The sequence below is a fragment of the Euzebya tangerina genome (genome assembly GCF_003074135.1).
Taxonomy (GTDB): Bacteria; Actinomycetota; Nitriliruptoria; order Euzebyales; family Euzebyaceae; genus Euzebya; species Euzebya tangerina.
The window spans coordinates 198887-219112 of the sequence record NZ_PPDK01000003.1 but is presented as its reverse complement, the minus strand read 5'-3'; the positions used below and the strand labels follow the sequence as shown (position 1 = coordinate 219112).

The 20226-nt window shown below is 69.8% G+C and carries 20 protein-coding genes; 6 read left to right on the top strand and 14 right to left on the bottom strand.

Going from position 1 to position 20226, the window contains the following annotated elements; all coding sequences use genetic code 11:
• Nucleotides 1-15: 15 nt before the first annotated feature.
• The 10 genes from C1746_RS19425 to clpS form a co-directional block, all read right to left on the bottom strand.
• Nucleotides 16-1869, bottom strand: a complete 1854-nt coding sequence (locus C1746_RS19425) for a DEAD/DEAH box helicase (protein ID WP_116716422.1) — start codon at nucleotides 1867-1869, stop codon at nucleotides 16-18.
• A 68-nt stretch (nucleotides 1870-1937) separates the two neighbouring features.
• Nucleotides 1938-2252 (bottom strand): rhodanese-like domain-containing protein, encoded by a 315-nt coding sequence (locus tag C1746_RS19420; RefSeq protein ID WP_116716421.1) that lies wholly within the window; start codon nucleotides 2250-2252, stop codon nucleotides 1938-1940.
• Between the two features lie 126 nt (nucleotides 2253-2378).
• Complete coding sequence (locus C1746_RS19415) at nucleotides 2379-4553, bottom strand: cell wall-binding repeat-containing protein (protein ID WP_116716420.1); 2175 nt, start codon at nucleotides 4551-4553, stop codon at nucleotides 2379-2381.
• On the bottom strand, nucleotides 4550-5035 hold the full coding sequence (locus C1746_RS19410) for a hypothetical protein (protein ID WP_116716419.1): 486 nt from the start codon (nucleotides 5033-5035) through the stop codon (nucleotides 4550-4552). The genes C1746_RS19415 and C1746_RS19410 overlap by 4 nt, the downstream gene beginning before the upstream one ends.
• A 16-nt stretch (nucleotides 5036-5051) precedes the next feature.
• A complete protein-coding gene (locus C1746_RS19405; protein ID WP_116716418.1) occupies nucleotides 5052-5639 on the bottom strand; it encodes a hypothetical protein in 588 nt (195 codons plus the stop codon).
• A gap of 80 nt (nucleotides 5640-5719) precedes the next feature.
• Complete coding sequence (locus tag C1746_RS19400) at nucleotides 5720-6508, bottom strand: hypothetical protein (RefSeq protein WP_116716417.1); 789 nt, start codon at nucleotides 6506-6508, stop codon at nucleotides 5720-5722.
• A gap of 44 nt (nucleotides 6509-6552) precedes the next feature.
• The gene (locus C1746_RS19395) at nucleotides 6553-7083 is read right to left on the bottom strand and encodes a MauE/DoxX family redox-associated membrane protein (protein WP_116716416.1); all 531 of its coding nucleotides are present in this window, start codon (nucleotides 7081-7083) and stop codon (nucleotides 6553-6555) included.
• A gap of 88 nt (nucleotides 7084-7171) precedes the next feature.
• Nucleotides 7172-7768, bottom strand: coding sequence for a TetR/AcrR family transcriptional regulator (locus C1746_RS19390; protein WP_116716415.1), 597 nt, complete (start codon nucleotides 7766-7768; stop codon nucleotides 7172-7174).
• A 40-nt stretch (nucleotides 7769-7808) separates the two neighbouring features.
• Entirely contained in the window at nucleotides 7809-8360 is a 552-nt protein-coding gene (locus tag C1746_RS19385; protein ID WP_116716414.1) for a DUF2017 family protein, read from the bottom strand.
• Nucleotides 8361-8378: 18 nt separating this feature from the next.
• Nucleotides 8379-8675, bottom strand: coding sequence for an ATP-dependent Clp protease adapter ClpS (gene clpS / locus C1746_RS19380; RefSeq protein WP_116716413.1), 297 nt, complete (start codon nucleotides 8673-8675; stop codon nucleotides 8379-8381).
• A 27-nt stretch (nucleotides 8676-8702) separates the two neighbouring features.
• On the opposite strand from clpS, the gene C1746_RS19375 reads away from it, so the two are divergent.
• Nucleotides 8703-9161, top strand: a complete 459-nt coding sequence (locus tag C1746_RS19375; RefSeq protein ID WP_116716412.1) for a hypothetical protein — start codon at nucleotides 8703-8705, stop codon at nucleotides 9159-9161.
• Nucleotides 9162-9174: 13 nt separating this feature from the next.
• On the top strand, nucleotides 9175-10095 hold the full coding sequence (locus tag C1746_RS19370) for a DMT family transporter (RefSeq protein ID WP_116716411.1): 921 nt from the start codon (nucleotides 9175-9177) through the stop codon (nucleotides 10093-10095).
• Here C1746_RS19370 and ligD read toward each other — a convergent pair.
• A complete protein-coding gene (ligD, locus tag C1746_RS19365; protein WP_162867982.1) occupies nucleotides 10088-12715 on the bottom strand; it encodes a non-homologous end-joining DNA ligase in 2628 nt (875 codons plus the stop codon). The genes C1746_RS19370 and ligD overlap by 8 nt on opposite strands.
• Nucleotides 12716-12761: 46 nt before the next feature.
• On the bottom strand, nucleotides 12762-13556 hold the full coding sequence (locus C1746_RS19360) for a mycofactocin-coupled SDR family oxidoreductase (protein WP_205712005.1): 795 nt from the start codon (nucleotides 13554-13556) through the stop codon (nucleotides 12762-12764).
• A 118-nt stretch (nucleotides 13557-13674) separates the two neighbouring features.
• Between C1746_RS19360 and mftD the strand changes: the two genes are divergently transcribed.
• The 3 genes from mftD (at nucleotide 13675) to C1746_RS19345 (ending at nucleotide 16987) form a co-directional block, all read left to right on the top strand.
• Nucleotides 13675-14850, top strand: a complete 1176-nt coding sequence (gene mftD, locus C1746_RS19355) for a pre-mycofactocin synthase MftD (RefSeq protein WP_116716409.1) — start codon at nucleotides 13675-13677, stop codon at nucleotides 14848-14850.
• Nucleotides 14851-15099: 249 nt separating this feature from the next.
• On the top strand, nucleotides 15100-16320 hold the full coding sequence (locus tag C1746_RS19350) for a GAF domain-containing sensor histidine kinase (protein ID WP_162867981.1): 1221 nt from the start codon (nucleotides 15100-15102) through the stop codon (nucleotides 16318-16320).
• Between the two features lie 19 nt (nucleotides 16321-16339).
• On the top strand, nucleotides 16340-16987 hold the full coding sequence (locus C1746_RS19345; protein WP_205712004.1) for a response regulator: 648 nt from the start codon (nucleotides 16340-16342) through the stop codon (nucleotides 16985-16987).
• An 89-nt stretch (nucleotides 16988-17076) separates the two neighbouring features.
• Here C1746_RS19345 and C1746_RS19340 read toward each other — a convergent pair whose 3' ends face one another.
• A complete protein-coding gene (locus C1746_RS19340; protein ID WP_205712003.1) occupies nucleotides 17077-17712 on the bottom strand; it encodes a TetR/AcrR family transcriptional regulator in 636 nt (211 codons plus the stop codon).
• Nucleotides 17713-17772: 60 nt separating this feature from the next.
• Between C1746_RS19340 and C1746_RS19335 the strand changes: the two genes are divergently transcribed.
• On the top strand, nucleotides 17773-18471 hold the full coding sequence (locus tag C1746_RS19335; protein WP_116716407.1) for an NAD(P)-dependent oxidoreductase: 699 nt from the start codon (nucleotides 17773-17775) through the stop codon (nucleotides 18469-18471).
• Here C1746_RS19335 and C1746_RS19330 read toward each other — a convergent pair.
• A complete protein-coding gene (locus C1746_RS19330; RefSeq protein ID WP_205712002.1) occupies nucleotides 18461-20116 on the bottom strand; it encodes an AMP-binding protein in 1656 nt (551 codons plus the stop codon). The two genes, C1746_RS19335 and C1746_RS19330, sit on opposite strands and share 11 nt — an antisense overlap.
• Between the last annotated feature and the right edge of the window lie 110 nt (nucleotides 20117-20226).

The window sequence follows — 20226 nt, the reverse complement described above, 5'->3', positions numbered from 1 at the left end:
TCCTCGTGCCTCGGACTACGGGAGGTGCTGGACCTCCATCTTGCGGCTGAGCCGCGGGCTGCCCTCACCTCGGGCGGTGGCCGCGTCGATCTGCGTGCGCCGGCGGCCCTGACGGTCCGCGTCATTGCCGCGGACACGCTTGCTGGAGTTGCCGCCGCGGCCACGCTGATCGGCTGAGCCGTTCTTCTTGGTGTTGTCGCCTTGCGTGGTGTGGCCGCTCCCCGAGTTCCGGCCGTTGCTCCGGTTCTGGCCACCGCCTCCGCCACCCTTCCGGCTGCCGTTCTTCCGGTCGTTGGTCCGCTTCGTCGCGCGTGTCCTATCGGTACTGGACGACGTCTTGTCGCCCGACTGCGACGCGCTGTTGTCCTGCTGGGACGCTTCGGTACGTGACCTGGTCCGCTCTCGCGACGAGGAGCGGCCCTCGTTGCTGGAGGGGTCGGAACTGGTCGTCTGCTCCGTCGAACCCGCCGACGCCTCCACTGACTTGGTGCGCGTCCGGGTCCTGGTTCGGGTCCGCGTGCGGCCTCCCTCGGCCTTGCCTCCTCCACTCTTGGACGAGGTCTTGGATTCGGAGGATGACGACTGCTTCTCGCGCTTGCGGTCACGCTGGTTCCCGGCGGCGTGGTCCTTCCTGCCGGCCGAGCCCTTCTTGCGGCGCGACGTGCCTCGACGTGGCTGTGGGGGAGAGGGGACCTTCGCCTTCTGCTCGAGCGGCGGCAGGTCGAACATCTCCTCGAGCTCGGGCGAGGTGGAGAAGACCTCGGTGATCTCCTCCTCGATGTCCAGATCGCGGCGGATCATCTCCAGCCGAGGGATCTCGTTGTACGTCGCGAAGGTGACGGCGACACCCGTGGCCCCGGCACGCCCGGTCCTGCCGATGCGGTGCAGGTACATCTTGTGGTCGTCCGGGCAGTCGTAGTTGACGACGTGGGTGACGTCGTCGATGTCCAGTCCTCGTGCAGCCACCTCGGTGGCGCACAGGACCGTGGTCTTGCCGTCGCGGAACTTCCGCAGCGCACGTTCGCGGGCGTCCTGCCGGAGGTCGGAGTGAATGGCCTTGGCGGCGATGTCACGCTCTCGCAGGTCGTCGGCGAGTTGGTCGGCCATGCGCTTGGTGCGGCAGAAGACCACGCAGAGCCCGCGGTTGGGCGTCTGCAGGATCCGAGCCAACACGGCCGGCTTGTCCATGCGGTGGCAGCTGAGCAGGAACTGCTGGGTCTTCGGCGCGATCGTGATCTCTTCGACCTCGGCGCGCATGAAGGTCGGCTTCGTCATGTATCGACGCGCGAGCCCGACGATCTCGGACGGCATGGTGGCGCTGAAGAGCAAGGTCTGGCGGTCCTCGGCACAGAGCGCGACCAGGGACTCGACGTCGGGCAGGAAGCCGAGGTCGAGCATCTCGTCGGCCTCGTCCAGCACCAGGCCGGTGCAGGACGAGAGGTTCAGGTGTCCTCGGCGGGAGAGGTCCAGCAGGCGACCGGGAGTCCCGACGACCATGTGCACGCCGGTGGTGAGCGCGTCGATCTGGGGCTGGATGGCCTTCCCGCCGTAGACGGCGAGAACCTCGACCCCACGGCCCTTGCCGGCCTGGGTCAGGTCCTCAGCGACCTGCAGGCACAACTCGCGGGTGGGCACGATGATGAGGGACTGCAGTCCGCCGTCGGTATCGATCCGCTGCAGCATCGGAAGGCCGAAGCCGAGGGTCTTGCCGGTCCCGGTACGGGCCTGGCCGATGATGTCGGCACCGGTCAACGCCAGCGGCAACGTCATCTCTTGGATGGGGAAGGGTTCGGTGATGCCGACTTCTTCGAGGCTTGTGACGATCGAATCGTCCAGCGCGAAGTCGGCGAAGGTCTTGGGAGAACTCACGTGTTGGTCTTTCGGAGTAGAAGTCTTGGGGGATTCGCCAGCGGTTGGTGGCGGGAGGTGTTGGTCAGCTAGACGTACCGCGGAATGGAGGGATCCACGGTCTGGGACCAGTGGTCGATGCCTCCGCGCACGTTGCTGACGTCGTAGCCCTGCGCATGCAGGAAGTGGGCGACCTGCAGGCTGCGAGCGCCGTGGTGGCACAGGCACAGGATCGCGGCGTCGGTTGGGATCTCCTCGATGCGTGCAGGTATCTGGCCCATCGGTATCTCTAGGGCTCCATCGACACGGGCCGTGGCAATCTCAAGCGGTTCGCGCACGTCCAAGAGGACGGCACCACGTGCGACGGCGTCAGCTGCGGCTTGGGGAAGGATCTCGGGTATCAACGCACGGCCCAGGGTAGCGGGCCGGCGCACGGCCCGGCCTGGTGGGTGGAGTTGGGTGGTCTGGGAGGGGGAAGGCCACCCACCCGCTTGGGCACCTACCGTCGCGGGCTCGGAGCAGGGTCCCGCTCAGGTGCCCGGTGCGCGGACGCGGTACTCACCCGTGGGGAGCCCACCCAGCTGCTCCGCCGTTGCCGCACTCACCGCCACCGTCCCGCCGCTCACCACCAGGGCCTGCGGCTGGAGCCGCTCGATCGCCGACCGGGTTATGCCCGGGACCAGGTCGGTGCTCACCAGCAGCAGCGGCGACCCGCCGTTCGCGGCAGCGGTGCCCGCCGACAGCGCGTCGGCGAAGGTCTCGCCGGTCGCCAGCAGGATGCGGGTCGCCTCCCCATCACCCAGCGGAGCCGGATGGGTCTGGGCGACGACGGCAGCAGCGGTGTCGTAGCGCGACGGCCCCTCGATCCGGTCGATCCGAGCGTCGGTCGACCGCCTGACGTCCCGGTCCACGGCACCGGAGACAGCGGCCTGACCACCCACGATGACGACCCGCTCCGGGTTCAGGCGCTGCAGCTCCGTACGGGTGACATCGGGCAGTACGTCCGGCTCGGTGAGCAGCAGTGGTGCGCCCGCCCCTGCGGCGGCCGGGCTGGCCGACAGCGCGTCCGGGAAGTCCCGCCCGCTGGCCAGGTACACCAGCGGTACCCGCTCACCGCCGCCGGTTGAGGTGTCGGTCCCGGTATCGATTCCACCCAGCTCACCGGTGATGTCCTGGGAGACCGCGGCCGCCGTCGCGAACCGACTCTCTCCCGACAGGCGTTGGACGCTGGCATCCGGCAGCAGAGCTCGGACGTCGTCGGCCACAGCGCCGGACAGAACGGACGGACCGCCGACGAGCACGACCCGCTCGACCTCCAGACGCTCGAGTTCGGCGGCGGTCACCGACGCAAGGGAGTCGGACCCGGTGAGCAGCACCGGTCCGCCCTCGATGCCAGCCAGCACGCCACCCGCCAGGGCGTCCGGGAAGGAGTCGGCTGCCGCCAAGACCGCCATCGGCGCCCCGTCGGGGAGGGACTCCTGGGAGATCCGGATGGCCGTCGTCAGGCGATTGTCACCGTCCCATCGCACGACGTCGGCGGTCGGGGGCCACTCGCCGGCCTCCGCGGGCATCTCCACGTCCACCGGGAACACGCGGACCTCGTCCGTGGCCCGGTCACGGACCAGCGACCAGCCGGAGGAGAAGTCGATGCGCTCGCGGTTGCCGGGGCTCAGCAGGATCGCCGAGGTGGGCAGGCCCAACCAGCCATCAAGGCCACCGGTCTGGTTGTACTTGGCCTCGAGGGACCCGGAGAGCGTGAAGGCGGTTCCGTCCTCGAGCGAGTAGATGGCCCCACCCTCGGTCGGGATGATCTGGCCACCCTCGATGTCGATCGGGTCGCCGGTGACGTATCCCAGCCGTCCGTCGGGGCCGCCCTCGTCGGCGTAGAGGAGCCCCGCCGCCCCGGTCAGCACTGCGATCCCGTAGTCCAGTGAGCGGACGATCGAGCCGTTGGCATACCGACGCCACGAGCCGCCGTCCGGACCGGCCAGCTCCTCGCCAGCAGGGGCACCCAGGGCAGAGCCGACGAGGCCGAGGTCGAGGTAGACCAGCTCGATCTCCGTCGGGTTGGTGCCCGGCAGGCAGGAGGCCGAGTGGTCCCGGGTCCGCTCGTCGGACCGGACGGTCGTGGTGCAGCTCTCGTCCCACTCCCACGGCGGAGTGCAGATGATGATGCGGCAGACCACCTCCGTCGTGCCGGGGATCTGCAGGTTGCACTGCCCGTACCGGAAGTTGTTGCAGCAGATCCGACGCCGGTCGCACGGGCCGTCCGCGCAGCGGCAGGAGCAGCGGGCCGACGGCAGCCGGTTGCAGTCCACGACGTACCGATCCTCGCCGCGGCAGAAGGCCGAGGAGGACACCTTCCACCAGCCGGCCGCGTACGACCCGTCCGGGCAGGTGTTCGCCCCCCCGTTGATCGTGCAGCAGAAGGCGGTCCAGCCCTGGCTGCACTCGTTGGCCGGGCCGCACACCTGGGCGTAGGCGGTGCCGGGCCGCAGGATGAAGTCGATCGGGTTGACGGCCAGTGCGGTGCCGATGAGCGCGGCGCGCTGCACGAAGCTGCGGCGTGAGGGGTCCGTGGCGCCATCGCCGCGGCGGCGCGCCAGCAGCGTGGTGACTCGATCGACCGCGCGGACGGAGAGCGGGCGGTCGTCCCGACCGGTCGAGGCCTCGGAGAGCAGGGTGGTGGGCAGGGTTGGGGTCATCGCGACGCGATCTCCAGCCGGGGGAGGATGGTGTTGACCTGGCGGGTCAGTCGGCGCGCCTGGTGGGTCGCACCGATGACGACGTAGAGGCACAGCGGACGACCGTTCTCGGTGCAGAAGTGCTGGTAACCGGCCTGTCCGGGGATCTGTCGTTGCAGACCGTTCGGCTGGAAGTCCCGAGAGTTGAGCCGTCGCGGCATCGGGCCGGTGTCGAAGGTCGCCGTTCCGAGCACCTCGGTGCCGTACTCGACGACGGCGATGAAGGCGTCGCCGGCGGTGAGCAGGTCCACCGCACCGGATCCGAAGTCACCGCGCAGGGATGGCATCTGGGTGCTGGAGAGGTGGAGGACCGGCGGGGTCTGGACCGTCAGGCCCCGCCGGGCCGCGCGCTCGCTCACCGTCCGGCTGACCTGGCCGCTGCTGACCGCGCCCTCCCAAGGAGTGGGAAGGTCGATGCGGAACCCGTGATCGTCGATGCGCATGATGCCTATCTCGTTCTCATCCGAGGCCCAGCGTGGCTACCGCGGCCACACCGATGACGCCCTGTGCCCACGGCATGCTACGGCGCACTGACGGCCTGACCGTGTCCATCCAGCGGAGCGTTCGTCGCAAGGCTGACACTGTCCGCACGCGTCCTGCCACGACGAGTGGTGCAGCCCGGGCGGCCCCGAAGGTCAGCCCGGTGATCGCGCCGATCAGCGGATCAGCGCCGATGACCACGCCGATCCACGTGGTCAGCACGATGCTCGACGGCATGATCGTCAGGATCCCGGTGCCGAGCTGCAGCCCGAACCCCAGTCCGTAGACCCAGCCACGAAACTCCGTCAACCAGCGCTCATCGACCTGCCGGTGCAGGGTCGGCACGCCGACGGTGGCATCCACGACGACGCCGAGGATCGCAACCCCGCCGATGAGGGCGAGGCGGGTGGAGGCCGCCATCTGGCCGGGGAGCGCCTCCCCGGTCCAACCGAGGAGCAGTCCCAGCAGACCTCCGGCCACGACCGACCCGAGTACGTACGCGGTGACCGTGATACCCCACCGCTGCTTGCGTGAGATCTCCCCGACCGGGGAGATGCTGGACAGCATCGACTCCCCTCAGGGCGACCACTGGGTCTGGATGGCGGCGAGGAGGGCCAGCGCCAGCAGCGCGATCAGCACGGCGGCGATCATGGCTCAGGAGGCGTCACGTTCGCCGAGCCCGTCGGCGCTTGGTCGGCGGACTCCCCGGCGGTGTCCGGGTAGAGGGAGGGATCACCCGGCCGGATGCCCGCGGCCAGCAGTTCGGCGTCGGTGTCACGCTCGACCAGCATGTCCCGCCCCGACTTCGCGGTCCGTGGGGTCTCCTCACCTACGTAGGCGAGGTCCCCGGTGGCCTGGGACAGCAGGTTGCCGACCTGCTCCCACGAGGTCCCCGTTCCCTCGCCGATCACCCGTCCTTCGCTGCCACCGACCAGCACCGCGTAGGGAGACCCCGGGACGGCGTAGTCAGCCCACGCCTGCGAGCTCATGATGTGCTGGGCACCCCGGGTGGGCACCAACTCCGCAAGCTCGGACGGGCTCTCGGCATCCAGGTCCTTGGTGACCGCGACGGTTCGGATTCGGGAGGGCAGCCCCAGGCCTCCCGGCTCGCGCATCTGGTCCCAGAAGCTGCGACAGGTCAGACAGCCGCTGGAGAGGAACAGCAGCAGCGTGTCGTGGCCGGCGTTGGTGACCCGGATGCCCTGGGTGCCGCCATCCAGCGTCCGTCCGGTGATGTCGATGGCCGGCCGGCCTGTCTTGGCGTACGGGCCCGGCTGCGCGTCAGTGCGGTGGCGGGCGCCGGGGCCACCCTCCTCGAGCCCCGCGCCGAGTTCTTCGAGGGCTCGCAGCACCTCGGCGTTGGTGCGCAGCAGGCCGACGACCAACACCGCCAGGATGGCGACGACGATGGCGAGGAGGGAGACGACGACGGTCACGGTGATCAGGCCTTCAGGGTCAGTTCAGGGATGGTCCGACGGGCTCAGCGGGTCGCGACCAGCCGGGCAGCCTCGGCCTGGCCGGCCCGTTCGGTCGACGTGGTGACCAGTCCCACGGCGGTTGCGGTGAGCACGACGCCGGCGAGCATCCCCAGGACACCGGCCTCCGACGCGACGTCGCCCAGCGCCAGGGGCTGTGCCCACAGTCCCGCGGTGCCGGTCACGGCGAGCCCCGCGTTGACGCCGAGGTGCAGCCGGGACACCGGATAGGTCTTGACGCCGAAGCAGCCGCAGTCCACCTGCTTGGCGCGCTGTCGTGCGGCGACGACGGTCAGCGCGGTGTAGGTGATCACGGTCAGTCCCGCAGCAACCACCCCGCCCGTGATGGTGATGGCTAGGCCGATCAGGATCTCCGCCGCGCCGAGCACCCGCGCGGACACCCGGCCCGAGGGGAGCCCGAGGCTGTGCAGTCCGGCCATCGCCCCGTCCGGAACCGGGAACTTGATGACTCCGGCCAGGATCAGCAGGCCGGCACCGATCCAGGTGACGGCGGTCAGGGCCGAGGCGATCTCCACGCCTCCCACGGTAGGCAGGGGCCGCCGCATCGGCAGGGCGCGTGACGCCGACGGCCGCGACCGCTGACGGAGGACATCTGCCCTTCAGCTAGGACATCGAGGAGCGTTCGAAGCCGCCGAGGCCACGCCAGAGCAGTCGAGACAGCAGCTGGACGGCGTCGTCCTGGGCCACCTGTCCCTGCTCGACCCACCACTGGGCTCCCGCGATCGCCAAGCCGCGGACACCGGTGGCCAGCAACTCGGCGCCAGGTTGCGACAGGCCGGCATCGGCCGCGATCAGCTTCGCCACGGCCTCGGCCACCGTGTGGTGAGCACCGTCCACCAGGCTCGCGATCTCCGCGTCCGCCGAGTCGGCCGTCAGGAACAGCAGCCGGAACCGAGGGTCCTCGACGAAGCCGAAGAAGGCCCGGATGGCCCCCTCCACCCGTTCCCGATTGTCCGTGGTCCCCTCCAGTGCCTGCGTGATCTGGCGCTGCATCTCCTCCACGGCGTCCTCGACCAGCGCGACGTACAGCGCCCGCTTGGAGGGGAAGTGCTGGTACAGCACCGGCTTGGACACGCCGGCAGCGTCGGCGATGGTCTCCATGGAGAGGGCGTGGAAGCCGTGCTCCGCGAACCGCTCGCCGGCGACGTCGAGGAGTTGCTCCCGTCGCTGCTCAGCCGTCAGTCGTCCACGCCGCTCCATCAGATGAGCATGTTACTCGTGGGTAAGCCAGGGTCCCCGCCTACTCGTCGGCCTCGTCCATGTCGCCCATGAGCAGCACGACCATGGAGTGGAGGATGTCGCCCAGATAGGCGAGCACGATCTCGCTGTCGTCGCTGGGGTCCTCCAGCTGCTGCCAGTCCGACTCCTCGGTTATGCCGACGACCGTGGCCAGCACCTGGCGGCCGTCCTGCAGCACGGCCAGCCAGGCTGCCACCTGATCGCCGTCCAGATCCGCTGTCCACGGCCGGTCGGCCCCGGTCCGGCGTCCAGTGGCCGCCGTCTGTGCCAGGTCCGGGACCAGCGACTGCTCGAAGGTGTCCAGCATGGTTCGCTTGCCCTCGACCAGCGGCCCCATCATGGACTCGGCGAACTGCATCTGGTCCAGGGGGTCCTCGTAGGCACGGGGGAAGAGCCGGCCGGTCAGCTCCGTCGGCGGGGTGTCGGCGTCGTGGTCGGCGATGACCCCCCGGATGGCGGCAGCCATGTCCAGCAGGAGCGCACGCTCGACCGGCGGCAGGGTCACCCGCATGCCGCCGTCCGCAAGGCGGACCAATCGTCGGATCCGCGCCATCAGTCGTGCATGGGCGGGTCAGTCCTGCATCAACGTTGCTTGCAGTCCGTTGGCGTGCAGACGGTGCACGTCGACCTCGGCCTCGTCGCGGGTGCCGCTGGACACGATGGCCTTGCCCTCCTCGTGGACCTGCATCATCAGCTGGGTGGCCTTCTGCTCGGAGAAACCGAAGAGCTTGCGGAGGACGAACACGACATAGGACATCAAGGTCACCGGGTCGTTCCAGACGACCACGTTCCAGGGGCGGTCGTGTTCATCGACCGTGTCGGTGTCTGCAAGGTCCTCGCGTTCCGGGGCGATCAACGGAGCGGCCATCTGCACGATTGTAGGCTGTGCGGACTCATGACCGATTCCGTGTTCCGGCCGATCATCACCATCGTTCGCAAGCGGATGGACGACACGCTGATCGAGGTGACGCTGGACGACGAGGGTCGACTGGCCTCCGGCGAGGCCCAGGTGACCGACGATGATGAGCTGGCGGCGGCGGCCGAGGCCGCGTGTGCCGCCGTGACCACGATGGCGCCCTCCGGGGCCACGGTGAGCCTTGCGTGGGTGGTGGAGCACGCGGCCGTGCCGGAGCTGGACCGGTCCGGGTACGTCACGGCGGCCGTGACCGTCACCGATCAGTTGCGGACGGAACGGCTGCTCGGAACGGCTTTCGTCCGCACCGATGCGCTCGTGGCCAGTGTCCGTGCGGTGCTGGACGCCCTGCCACGACGGTTGGCACAGGTGATCGCGCAGAACCAGCCGGTGACGCCGGACGGTGACGCGGCGACGGACTTCTCTGAGCTGGACGGATAGCGGGCCGCACGCGATGAGTCCCCGCCGAGGCGGCCTGCTCCTGATGGCCGGCGCGGTGCTGTGGGGGACCACGGGGACGGCGCAGGCACTCGGGCCGGACGGCAGCACACCTCTCGCCGTCGGGGCCGCCCGGCTGGTGTTCGGCAGCGTCCTGCTGGTGGCGTGGGTGCACCTCATCCGGCGACGGGTCGGGGAGCGCGAGGGGTCGGCGGTCGGGTCCGGCCGGCGTTGGAGGATCGCGTTGCTCGGTGGTCTGGCCGTGGCCGGCTACCAGGTGGCCTTCTTCGCGGCCGTGGACCAGGCGGGGGTAGCTCTGGGCACGGCGGTGACCATCGGGTCGGCGCCCACCCTGACGGGGGTGCTCGAGGCGGTGCTGCACCGTCGTGCGCCCAACCTCCGCTGGCGGGTCGCCACGGTCATCTCGACGCTCGGCGTCGTCCTCCTCGCCGGGCCCGGAGCCGGGGACGTGGTGGTGACGGGTGTCCTGTTGGCTGTGCTCGCCGGTGCCAGCTACGCCGTCTACACGCTGTCGGCGAAGGCGTTGATCGACGGCGGCATGCCCTCGGATCTGGCGATGTCCCGCATCTTCCTGGCCGGAGGGGTGGTGCTCCTCCCGGTGCTCCTCCTCAGCGACCGGACGGGCCTTGGGACGGGGCGGGGGGTCGTTATGGTCCTGTGGCTGGCGGCGGCGACCATCGTGGCGGCCTACCTGCTGTTCGGGGTCGGGCTGTCATTCGTCAGCGCCTCGGCAGCCGCGACGCTCAGCCTGGCTGAGCCGCTGACGGCCGCGGTCCTGGGCCTGGCAGTGCTGGGGGAACGGCTGTCCGCCGCAGCCGCGATCGGCTGCGGTCTGATCCTGCTCGGCCTCGTCGTACTCGTCGCCGGTCCGAGGGTTGGCAGCGCCTCGTCCGAGCCCCGGGTCTCGGCTAGGTGATCACGTCCGTGACGACGCCGGCCGGGTCAAGATCGCTCCGCTCGTGGACGTAGGCCGGAGCCCGCAGATTGCCGTCCGGCGTCACCTCGCCGTACTCCACCTCCACGACCATGCGAGGATGCACCCAGTGGACCGGCTCGTTCGGCTTTGCAGCGGTCGTGGCGAACGGTGAGGTGTCGGTGGGCTCGAGCTCCCGGAGCAGCCGCGCCCGCTCGGCGGCGTCGAAGCCGGTGCCGACCCGACCGAGGTAGGCCAGGCCCGCACCCTCGTAGGCGCCCACGAGCAGGCTCCCCAGGTCACCGTTGCCGGTCGTGCTCTCGAGCCACCCGCCCACGACCACATCAGCTGTCCGGCGGACCTTGATCTTTCGCCAGTCGTTGGTGCGACGTCCGGGCTGGTAGGTGCTGGTCGCCCGCTTGGCGACGATCCCTTCGAGTCCCTGGGTCCGTGCCGCCTGGAACAGTGCGATGCCGGCTCCCTCGACCGGGTCGCTGCGGATCATCGCGGGTCCGGGGACGAACACGTCGTCGAGCAGTGCCAGCCGGTCGGTGAGCGGGAGGCCGGTCAGCACCTGACCGTCCAGGGCGAGGAGGTCGAAGACGACCAGTTGGACCGGGTTCTTGCTTCGTGCGAGGTCCACCCGGTCTCGCTCACGCAGGTGCATCCGGTGCTGCAGGCGGCTGAACGAGGGCCGGCCCTGCTCGTCGAGGGCGACGATCTCCCCGTCGAGGACCGCGTTGAAGGCCAGGACCCGCTCCCACAGCGGCCACAGCTCCGGGTACGCGGGTGTCACGTCGTTGCCGTTGCGGCTGCGCAGCACCGTGCGGCCGCTGTTGGCCTCCTTCGGCCCCTGGCCGGGCCGGGTGGTGGTGGCGATGACCCGGACGCCGTCCCATTTGATCTCGAAGATCCACGCCGGGTCGTCGAAGGGCTCTCCGCCAGAGCCGGCCAGGCACGGCTTGATGGTCGGCGGCTCCGGGGGGAGGGGTTGGGTGTCCGTGGCGGAGCGGACGATGAGCCACTCGCGTGGGTTGCCGACCTTCTGGCCGCCGGCGCCGCGCCGGTTCAGCTGGAAGAGGTGCCACTCGCCCTGATGGCGGATGCCGTCGAGGCGGACGGTGGCCTTCCCCTCCTCCCACTCGACGACGGAGTAGGTCCCGGTGTCCCAGATCCGCATCTGCCCGCCGCCGTACTCGCCCTGTGGGATCTCACCGTCGAAGGTCAGGTACTCCAGCGGATGATCCTCGGTCTGCATCGCGAGGTGGGTCAGCTTGGGCACCAGTGGGAGGCCCTTGGGCAGGGCCCAACTGCGGAGGGTGCCGCCCCGCTCCAGCCGCAGGTCGTGATGGAGACGCGTGGCCAGGTGGTGCTGGATGACGAATCGGTTCTGGTCGCCGGTCGGGTCGGGGACGTCCCCCGCGGGCTCGGCCGTGAGCGCGAAGTCCCGCATCGCCTGGTAGGTCTCGAGCTCACCGGCTTCGGTCGGAGCGGCCACCCCCACTCGTGGTGTGTCGGGTTCCGTGCCGTCGGCGCCGGATCGTGACACACCTCCGCCCGGCCTGTCGTCCGTGTCGGGTCCCGCGTGGACGGGCTGGGTTTGCGACACACCTCCGGGTCGAGTCGGGGCCAGCAAGGTGTGGGACGGACCCCGTCGATCCTTCTCCCGCTCCAGTCCGACCGCGTCCATGGCGGTCCACAGGTCCTGCCCGCCCGCCAGCACCTCGGTGAAGATGTCCCCGACCTCGGTCAGGCGCGGCCAGATCGACGCCATCGTGAAGTCGCCGGGTTCGACGTCGCTCTCCAGCTCCTCCCAACGAAGTGGTGTCGACACCGTCGCCCCCCGGTGGGGGCGGACGGAGTAGGCCGAGGCGATGTTGCGTCCCTCCGTGTTCATGCCGGCGTCCAGGAACACCCGGCCGTCACGGTCGGAGACCTGCCAGGCCATCGTCGTCCGCTCGGGATCGGCCCGATTGATGAGGCGACACACGCGGGTGATGAACTCCCGGACCTCCGCAAACGTGTGGACCCGGTCGATCGGCACGTAGATGTGCATCCCGGTGGCGCCGCTCGTCCGCGGATAGCCGACCAGTCCCAGGCTGTCCAGCGCCGCCTTGACCACGAGGGCCACGTCCTTGACCACCCGGTAGGAGACGCCGAACGGATCGAGGTCGAAGAAGGCGTAGTCCGGGTATCCGAGGGCGTCGACCCGGCTGTGCCAGGGGTGCATCTCGATGCAGCCGAGGTTCGCGACGTACACCAGGCTGGCGGTCCGCTGGGCCATGAGGTAGTCGATGACGTCGCCGGATCCCTCGGCGCGGATGGGGGCCCGGGGCACCCACTCGGGCACGTGGCCGGGAGCGTTCTTGGCATAGAAGAAGTCGGCGTCGGCGCCGTCTGGCATCCGCTTCAGCGTGAGCGCCCGGTCGGCCAGGAATGGCAGGATCCACGGCGCGACGTTGTAGTAGTAGGCCAGCAGGTCGCCCTTGGTGTAGCCCTCCGGTTCCCAGTAGAGCTTGGTGAGGTTCGTCACCTTCTGGGTCACCCCGTCGACGATGAGGTCCCACGAGGTCGCCCCGGTCTGCGTCACCGGCAGTGGGGTGGGGAACTGGATCGTGGTCACCGGCACGCAAGCATCATCGCAGGCCCGCCGGAGGGAGGTCAGGCGCTCAGGCGGTCATGCCGCCGTCCGCCGCCAGGTTCGCCCCGTTGAACACCGCACCGTCGGGGCCGGCCACCACGGCGACGACACGAGCGATCTCCTCTGCGGTGAGCAGACGGCCGACGGGCTGGTGCACGGCGAACTCCTCGACCGACGTCAGCCCGTACAGCGCAGCGCTCTGCGCCAAGATGTCGGTGTCGGTCGAGCCGGGGCTGACCGCGGTGGCGGTGACGCCGGTCCCGGAGAGCTCGTGCGCCAGCGAGCGGACCAGTCCGACCACGCCGGCCTTGGCGGCGCAGTAGGCGGCCAGCTGATCCAGACCGCGCGCGGCCGCGCTCGATGCCAACGCCACGAACCTCCCGTCCCGGGGAGCCGGGCGCTCGAGCAGCGCAGGTATCGCGGCGCGAGCCACGGTGATGACCCCACGCAGGTTGACGTCCAGCACCGCCTCGAGCTGGTCGTCGGCCATCTCCCACAGGGGAACACCGCCGGCGATCACGCCGGCCCCCGCGACCACGGCGTCGAGCCCGCCGAAGGTCTGCACCGACGTCCTCACCGCGGCGTCGACCGCCTCCCGACTCGTGGCGTCAGCCACGATCGCCACGCAGGACCCGGCGCGGATGGCGTTGCACGAGGCGACCGTCGCCTCCAGATCGCTCGCCGTGGCCAGTGGGTACGGGAGCCGCGGATCGTCGCCCCCGCGATCGGTGGCGACCACCGACCAGCCCTGCGTGACCAGCTCACGGCAGGTCGCTGCCCCGATGCCTCGTGCCGCGCCGGTGATCAGCGCCACGCGGCTCACGATTGACACCTCATCGGCCAACGCCCCCCAGACGGTGGTGATCCGGGAGCCCCGGATGCGGGAAGGTTCGGTCTGATCGCCACCGTGGCGTCCCCGATCGAGACTGGAGTTGCCCCTGATGGCTGGTGAGTGGTTCGAGAGCGTTGCTGTGGCCCGGAAGCGGGCTCGGCGAATCCTGCCGTCCTCGGTCTACCGTGCGCTGATCGCGGGTTCGGAGGCCGGCGAGACCCTCGATGACAACACCCGGGCCTTCCGTGAGCTCGGCTTCGCACCGCTGGTGGCGTCGGCCCAGACCAGCCGGCAGACCGGTGTGACCGTGCTGGGTCAGGAGATCGCGCTCCCCGTCATCATCTCCCCGACGGGTGTCCAGGCCGTCCACCCCGACGGCGAGGTTGCCGTCGCCCGGGCGGCCGCCGCCAGAGGCACCCTCATGAGCCTCTCCAGCTTCGGCTCCAAGCCCGTCGAGGACGTCGTCGAGGCCAATCCGCGCACCCTCTTCCAGCTCTACTGGTGTGGTACCCGTGAGGAGATCCTCGCCCGGATCCAACGGGCTCGAGCAGCGGGCGTCGTCGGCCTGATCCTCACCCTCGACTGGTCGTTCTCCCATGGTCGGGACTGGGGGAGCCCCGAGATCCCCTCCGAGCTCGATCTGAAGACCATGATCGGCCTGGCCCCACAGGTTGCCCTCAAGCCGACGTACCTGGCCCGGTACGCACGGTCGGGTGCGTTGCCGCAGTTGGAGGTGCCGAACATGGTGCCGCGCGGTCACGACGCCCCCGTGTTCTTCGGCGCATACGGGCAGTGGATGCAGACACCGCCGCCGACGTGGGAGGACCTGGCCTGGCTGCGCGAGCAGTGGGAGGGTCCGTTCGTGTTGAAGGGGATCATCCGGGTGGATGATGCCAAACGAGCGGTGGAGGCCGGGTTCAGCGCCATCTCGGTCTCGAACCACGGGGGCAACAACATCGACGGGACACCCGCGTCAATCCGGGCGCTGCCCGCCATCACGGCGGCAGTCGGGTCGGAGATCGAGGTCCTGCTCGACGGCGGGATCCGGCGCGGCAGTGACGTCATCAAGGCCCTGGCGCTCGGAGCTGACGCGGTCCTGATCGGTCGCGCGTACCTCTGGGGGCTGGCGGCGAACGGCCAGGCTGGCGTGGAGAACGTCCTCGATGTGCTCGCGGGTGGGATCGACTCGGCGATGCGAGCCCTTGGCAAGGCGCACGTCGACGAGCTGACCCCCGCCGACGTCCTGGTCCCCGAGGGGTTCACCCGGGAACTCGGTGCCTCCTGATCCGGCTGCGTCGGCCGGGCCCCTTCGGTGGTCGGGCATGCGGGTGGACTTGATCGTCCTGGGCGGGGGGAAGTCCACCCACCGACCACGGAGCCGCGCGCCGAACCGCCCCGCACCCCTTGCGCGAACCCCGCCCGCCCGGCCATGCTCTTGGTCGAGCGAGTCCACACAGCCAGCCAGGTAGAGCCAGCCCACCGCCAGCCAGGCAGAGCCAGCCCACACCGAGCCGACCCATGGAGGAGCCCCCGGGTGCACGTCCCAGCCACGGTCACCCTCCGCGCGTTGGAGGACGTCGACGGGATGGCCGACGAGTTGGCCGCCGTCGCCTCGATGCTCGACGTCGACTCGGCCCTCGACGCCGCGGCCAACGCGGTGCGACAACGAACGGGCGTCCAGGTGTCCTTCCTCGGGACCACAACTCCCGACAACTCGACCCTGCACCTGCGCCAGGCCAGTGGCAATCGGACCGACGAGCTCCTCTGCCTGGAGATACCCGCCGGCACCGGACTGGGCGGGCGTGTGCTCTCCGACGGCCGCCTCCACATCGTCGACGATTACCTGCCGGCCAAGACCATCACCCACGAGCACGATGCGGCCGTCGAGGCGGAGGGGCTCCGGGCCATCGTGGCCGTCCCGATCGAGCACGCCGGAACCATGCACGGCGTGCTCTACGGCGCCGAGCGCGCTGCCGGCCCCATCAGCGATGTCATGTGCGACGCCATCACCGAGATCGCGGAGCACACCGGACTGCTGCTCGACGCGGCGGCCCGCACCCGCGGCGTCGTCGAGCAGGCCGTCGCGAACGAACGCAGCCGCCTCGCCAGCGAGTTGCACGACTCCGTCGGCGCGATGCTCTTCACCATCGGGGCGAGCGCCACCGAACTGGCGGCTGAGCTCGAGGGCCTTCCCGAAGTCTCAAGCCGCGCCCAGGCATTGGCCGAACGAGCGTCCTCGGCCCGAGTGGCCCTGCGTCGGTCCCTGCGAGCCCTCAACCGGACGCCGAGGACGGTCGCGCTTGGCACCGGACTGTCGGCGGAGGTGGCGGCCCTACGGGATCGGGCTCCCACACTGGACGCCCGACTGATCGTGCTCTCCGAGCTGCCCGAGGTGCCCGACACCACGATCAACGCCGTCACCAGAGCTGTGCGCGAGGCCTTGCACAACGCCGAGAAGCACGCCGGCGCCAGGTCGGTGGTGGTCACCGTGACCCGCTCACGAGGGGGGATCGCCGTGGCCGTCGCAGACGATGGTCGGGGGTTTGGCCAGGTCCCCCACGACGGCTCCCGTGACGGCCCGAGCGAGGGTCCCGGTCGCAACTCCGATGCCGGCCACGACGACGCCGGGGCAGACCCCACCGGGCTCGGCCTCGAGCAAGCCGCTGTGCGGCTGGGCCGAGTCGGCGGGGACCTCTCCATGCTCGAGAACGATGAGGGCGGCGTCACCGTCCGGATCTGGACGCCGACGTCATGACCCCGAACGGAGCGCACGTATGACCACCGCCACCCGCATCCCACCCCCCGCTCGAATGGTGTCGGAGGGAGCGATGCGCGTGCTGCTGGTCGACGACCACCAGGTCGTGCGCGAGGGCACCGCCCTGCTGCTGCGTGGCGAACCCGGCATCACCATCGTCGGGTACGCCGAGGACGCCTCGGAGTCCTTGCCGCTCGTGACCTCCACCAAGCCGGATGTCGTGCTGCTCGACCTCTGCCTGCCGGACATGTTGGCGCCGGAGACCACCCGGGCGATCAAGGCCCGACGTCCTGAGGCGAAGGTCCTCATCTTCACCGCCCACGCCGAACACGCGGCGATCGAGGCGGCGATGACGGCTGGAGCCGACGGCTGTCTGCTGAAGGACGTCGACCGACAGGCGCTGGTCACCGCTCTCCGCGAGGTGGCGGCCGGCAAGCAGGTGGTAGACGAGCGGATCTCGGAGGATGGGAACGACGTCGGCCTCACCCCGCGCGAGTACGACGTCCTCCGCCGGGCGGCGATGGGGGAGACCAACCCGGAGATCGGGGCTGCCCTGGGCCTCGCCCGCTCGACGGTGAAGAGCTACCTGCAGTCGGCCATGCACAAGCTCGGTGCGCGGAACCGGGTCGAGGCGATCATGCGGGCGAGCGACCACGGCTTGCTCTGACGGTTCTGCCGCGAGGTGAGGTTCCCCGCCGCGAGGTGAGGTTCCCCGCGGTGAGGTGAGGTTCCCCGCCCGGTCAGGGGTCAGACGGCTTAGCGACGAAGGCGGTCCAGGCCGTCGAGCAGGACCTCCAGGCCGACGTCGAACTCCTCGGCGAAGTCGTAGCCCTCACCCAGCACCAGCTCGGTGACCGTGGCCGCGAGGTTGGGGTAGGCGGCGGAGAGGTCACCGAGCCCCTCGGCCACCTCGGCCATCTCCGCCGAGTCTCCGAACGGCAGGTTCGCCTCCTGCAGCGCGAAGCCGTAGATGTAGCTGTCCATGAGCGAGAAGGCATGCACCGCCTGGCGCAGCGTGAAGCCACCGGCCCGCAGCACGGCCAAGACGGCCTCGTGGTGGGCCAGGGTGGCAGGTCCGGGGTCGGGCCGAGACTCCATCAGACCCAGCGCCCAGGGGTGCTCCGCCAGGACCACGCGGGCGGCGTGGGCGCGACGACGGCAGGCCGAGCGCCAGTCCTCGCCGCGGTCGGGCAGTGGGATCTGCACGAATACCCGATCCACCAGCCCGTCCAGGATCTCGTCCTTCTTCGCGACGTGGTGGTACAGCGACATCGCCTCGACGCCCAGCTCCTCGGCGACACGCCGCATCGTGACGGCGGCCACCCCGCCACGGTCGGCGACGGTCACCGCGGCGTCCATCACACGGTCCTTGGTCAGGGGCTGGTCGGGCATCGGCTCGACGATCTCAGACTTACACTTGTATGTCTAGGCTTACAATCGTAAGGTTAGCCCATGGGCATCTCCAAGATCTGCATCGTCGGCGCCTCCGGGAAGCTGGGGCGCTACATGATCCAACACGCTCTCGACCGCGGATATGAGGTGGTCGGCGTCTGTCGCGAGAAGAGCGTCGACAAGCTGGCCGAGTTCGCCGATCGCATCACCATCGTCCCCGGTGACACCAACGACCGCGACGTCATCGAGCGGGCCGTGGCCGGCTGCGACGGGGTGCTGACCGTCCTGGTCCCATTCGGCGTCAGCGGCTACTCCACGGGGACCGCCCAGGCCGTCCTCGACTTCGCCGAGCCCGACGCCCGACTGGTGTTCTCATGCGGCTGGCACATCACGCGCGACGGCAAGGACACCTACAGCCGCAGGCTCAAGCTGGTCGTGGCCATCTTTGGACGAATTGGGAGGTGGGTCCGCTTCGCCGACCTGGACGACCAGGTCGAGGCATGCCGGCGGATCTTTGCCAGCGACCGTCGCTGGACCGTCGTCCGGGGCAGCGACCTGGAGGAGGGGGAGAGCCAGGGACTGCCCGTCTGGTCGCGGCACGTGGGCGACCCGATCCTGGCGAGCAACAAGACCCGCCGGATCGACTTCGCGCTGTTCATGGTGCACGCGTTGACCGCTGACGAGCTGGTCCAGGAGGCACCAGCCATCAACGGCTGCCAGACCGAGTCAGCACGGGCCCACGCATCCCTCAGGCGGTGACCTGCTCCTCGAGGCCCAGCTCTTCGATCATGACGTCCCGCATCTTGAACTTCTGGATCTTGCCGGTGACGGTCATGGGGAACTCGTCCACGAAGCTGACGTGGACGGGGATCTTGAACGTCGCGATCGAGCCCTTGCAGAAGTCGTACAGCCCGTCGTAGTCGAGGTCGGTTCCCTCCTTGCGGACCACCCAGGCGGCGATGGCCTCGCCGTACTTGTCGTCGGGCACGCCGAACACCTGGACGTCGGAGATGTCGGGATGGGTGTAGAGGAACTCCTCGACCTCCCGCGGGTACACGTTCTCGCCGCCGCGGATGATCATGTCCTTGATCCGTCCGGTGATGTTGACGTACCCGTCGTCGCGCATGACGGCCAGGTCGCCGGTGTGCATGTAGCGGGCGGCGTCGATGGCCTCGGCGGTGGCCTCGTCGTTGTTCCAGTAGCCGAGCATGACCGAGTACCCGCGGGTGCAGAGCTCGCCCACCTCACCGCGCGGCACCACCTGGCTGCTGTGCGGGTCGATGATCTTGACCTCGACGAAGGGCATGATCCGGCCGACCGTCGAGACGCGGGACTCGATGTCGTCGTCGGTGCCCGACTGGAAGGACACCGGGGAGGTCTCGGTCATGCCGTAGGCGATCGTCACCTCCTCCATCCCCAGGACGTTCATCGTGGCCTTCATGACCTCGACCGGGCAGGGCGATCCGGCCATACATCCGGTCCGCAGCGTGGAAATGTCAGTTTTTCCCAGGTCCTCGTGTTCGAGTACGGCGATGAACATCGTGGGGACGCCGTAGAAGGTCGTGCAGCCCTCCGCCTCTATGGCGGCCAGCGCGGCGCCGGGGTCGAAGGTCTGGTCCGGCAGCACCACGGCGGCCCGGTGCGTCAGGAACCCCAGGTTGCCCATGACCATGCCGAAGCAGTGGTAGAACGGCACGTTCAGGCAGAGCACGTCCTCTGCGGTGATCGCCATCCGCTCGGCGACGAAGTAGCCGTTGTTCAGGATGTTGTGGTGGGACAGCGTGGCGCCCTTGGGGGCACCGGTGGTGCCGGAGGTGTACTGGATGTTGATGGCGTCGTCAGGGTCGAGCGTCGCCTCCCGCTCCCGGAGGGCGGCGGTGTCGACCGCGTCTCCGCGGGCCGTGAAGGTGGACCACCCCTCAGCCCAACCCGGTGTGTCGTCATCTCCCAGGAGCACCACGTGGCCCAGGTCCGGAAGGTCACCGCGGACGTCGGCGATCATGCTGACGTAGTCGGTCTCCCGGAAGGCGCGGGCGGCGATGAGCACCGACACGCCCGACTGGCCCATGGCGTAGGCCAGTTCGTGGGTGCGGTAGGCCGGGTTCACGTTCACGAGCACCGCTCCGACCTTGGCCGTGGCGTACTGCACGACCACCCACTCGATGTGGTTGGGGCTCCACATCCCGACCCGGTCGCCCTTCGCCACACCCAGGTCCAGCAGTGCACGGGCGGCCTGCTCGGCGTGGGCGTGCAGTTCGGCGTAGGTCCAGCGGATGCCCTGGTGGCGGCTGACCACCGCCAGGTTGTCCGGCGAGTCGGCAGCCGCCGCGTCCAACTCCGCCCCGATGGTCCGGAACAACAGTGGGACGTCCGAGAGCCCGGAGACGTAGGAGAGCGCGGTCATGGTGATTCCTTCGAGGTCCTGGCCGGTGGCGGTCTGACACCGAAGCGTGAAACCGCCCTCCAGCGGCCGGCACCCCCGGCTGGGGGAGCGCGTACCGGGTCCCGCCGGGC

Excerpts from the sequence above, each read along its gene's own strand:
- C1746_RS19390 (WP_116716415.1), bottom strand. The coding sequence starts at position 7,768 with ATGGAGCGGCGTGGACGACTGACGGCTGAGCAGCGACGGGAGCAACTC.
- C1746_RS19410 (WP_116716419.1), bottom strand. The coding sequence starts at position 5,035 with ATGCGCATCGACGATCACGGGTTCCGCATCGACCTTCCCACTCCTTGG.
- C1746_RS19375 (WP_116716412.1), top strand. The coding sequence starts at position 8,703 with ATGACCGATTCCGTGTTCCGGCCGATCATCACCATCGTTCGCAAGCGG.
- C1746_RS19340 (WP_205712003.1), bottom strand. The coding sequence starts at position 17,712 with ATGCCCGACCAGCCCCTGACCAAGGACCGTGTGATGGACGCCGCGGTG.
- C1746_RS19405 (WP_116716418.1), bottom strand. The coding sequence starts at position 5,639 with ATGCTGTCCAGCATCTCCCCGGTCGGGGAGATCTCACGCAAGCAGCGG.
- C1746_RS19370 (WP_116716411.1), top strand. The coding sequence starts at position 9,175 with ATGAGTCCCCGCCGAGGCGGCCTGCTCCTGATGGCCGGCGCGGTGCTG.
- mftD (WP_116716409.1), top strand. The coding sequence starts at position 13,675 with ATGGCTGGTGAGTGGTTCGAGAGCGTTGCTGTGGCCCGGAAGCGGGCT.
- C1746_RS19415 (WP_116716420.1), bottom strand. The coding sequence starts at position 4,553 with ATGACCCCAACCCTGCCCACCACCCTGCTCTCCGAGGCCTCGACCGGT.
- C1746_RS19385 (WP_116716414.1), bottom strand. The coding sequence starts at position 8,360 with ATGGCGCGGATCCGACGATTGGTCCGCCTTGCGGACGGCGGCATGCGG.
- C1746_RS19330 (WP_205712002.1), bottom strand. The coding sequence starts at position 20,116 with ATGACCGCGCTCTCCTACGTCTCCGGGCTCTCGGACGTCCCACTGTTG.
- C1746_RS19335 (WP_116716407.1), top strand. The coding sequence starts at position 17,773 with ATGGGCATCTCCAAGATCTGCATCGTCGGCGCCTCCGGGAAGCTGGGG.
- clpS (WP_116716413.1), bottom strand. The coding sequence starts at position 8,675 with ATGGCCGCTCCGTTGATCGCCCCGGAACGCGAGGACCTTGCAGACACC.
- C1746_RS19345 (WP_205712004.1), top strand. The coding sequence starts at position 16,340 with ATGACCACCGCCACCCGCATCCCACCCCCCGCTCGAATGGTGTCGGAG.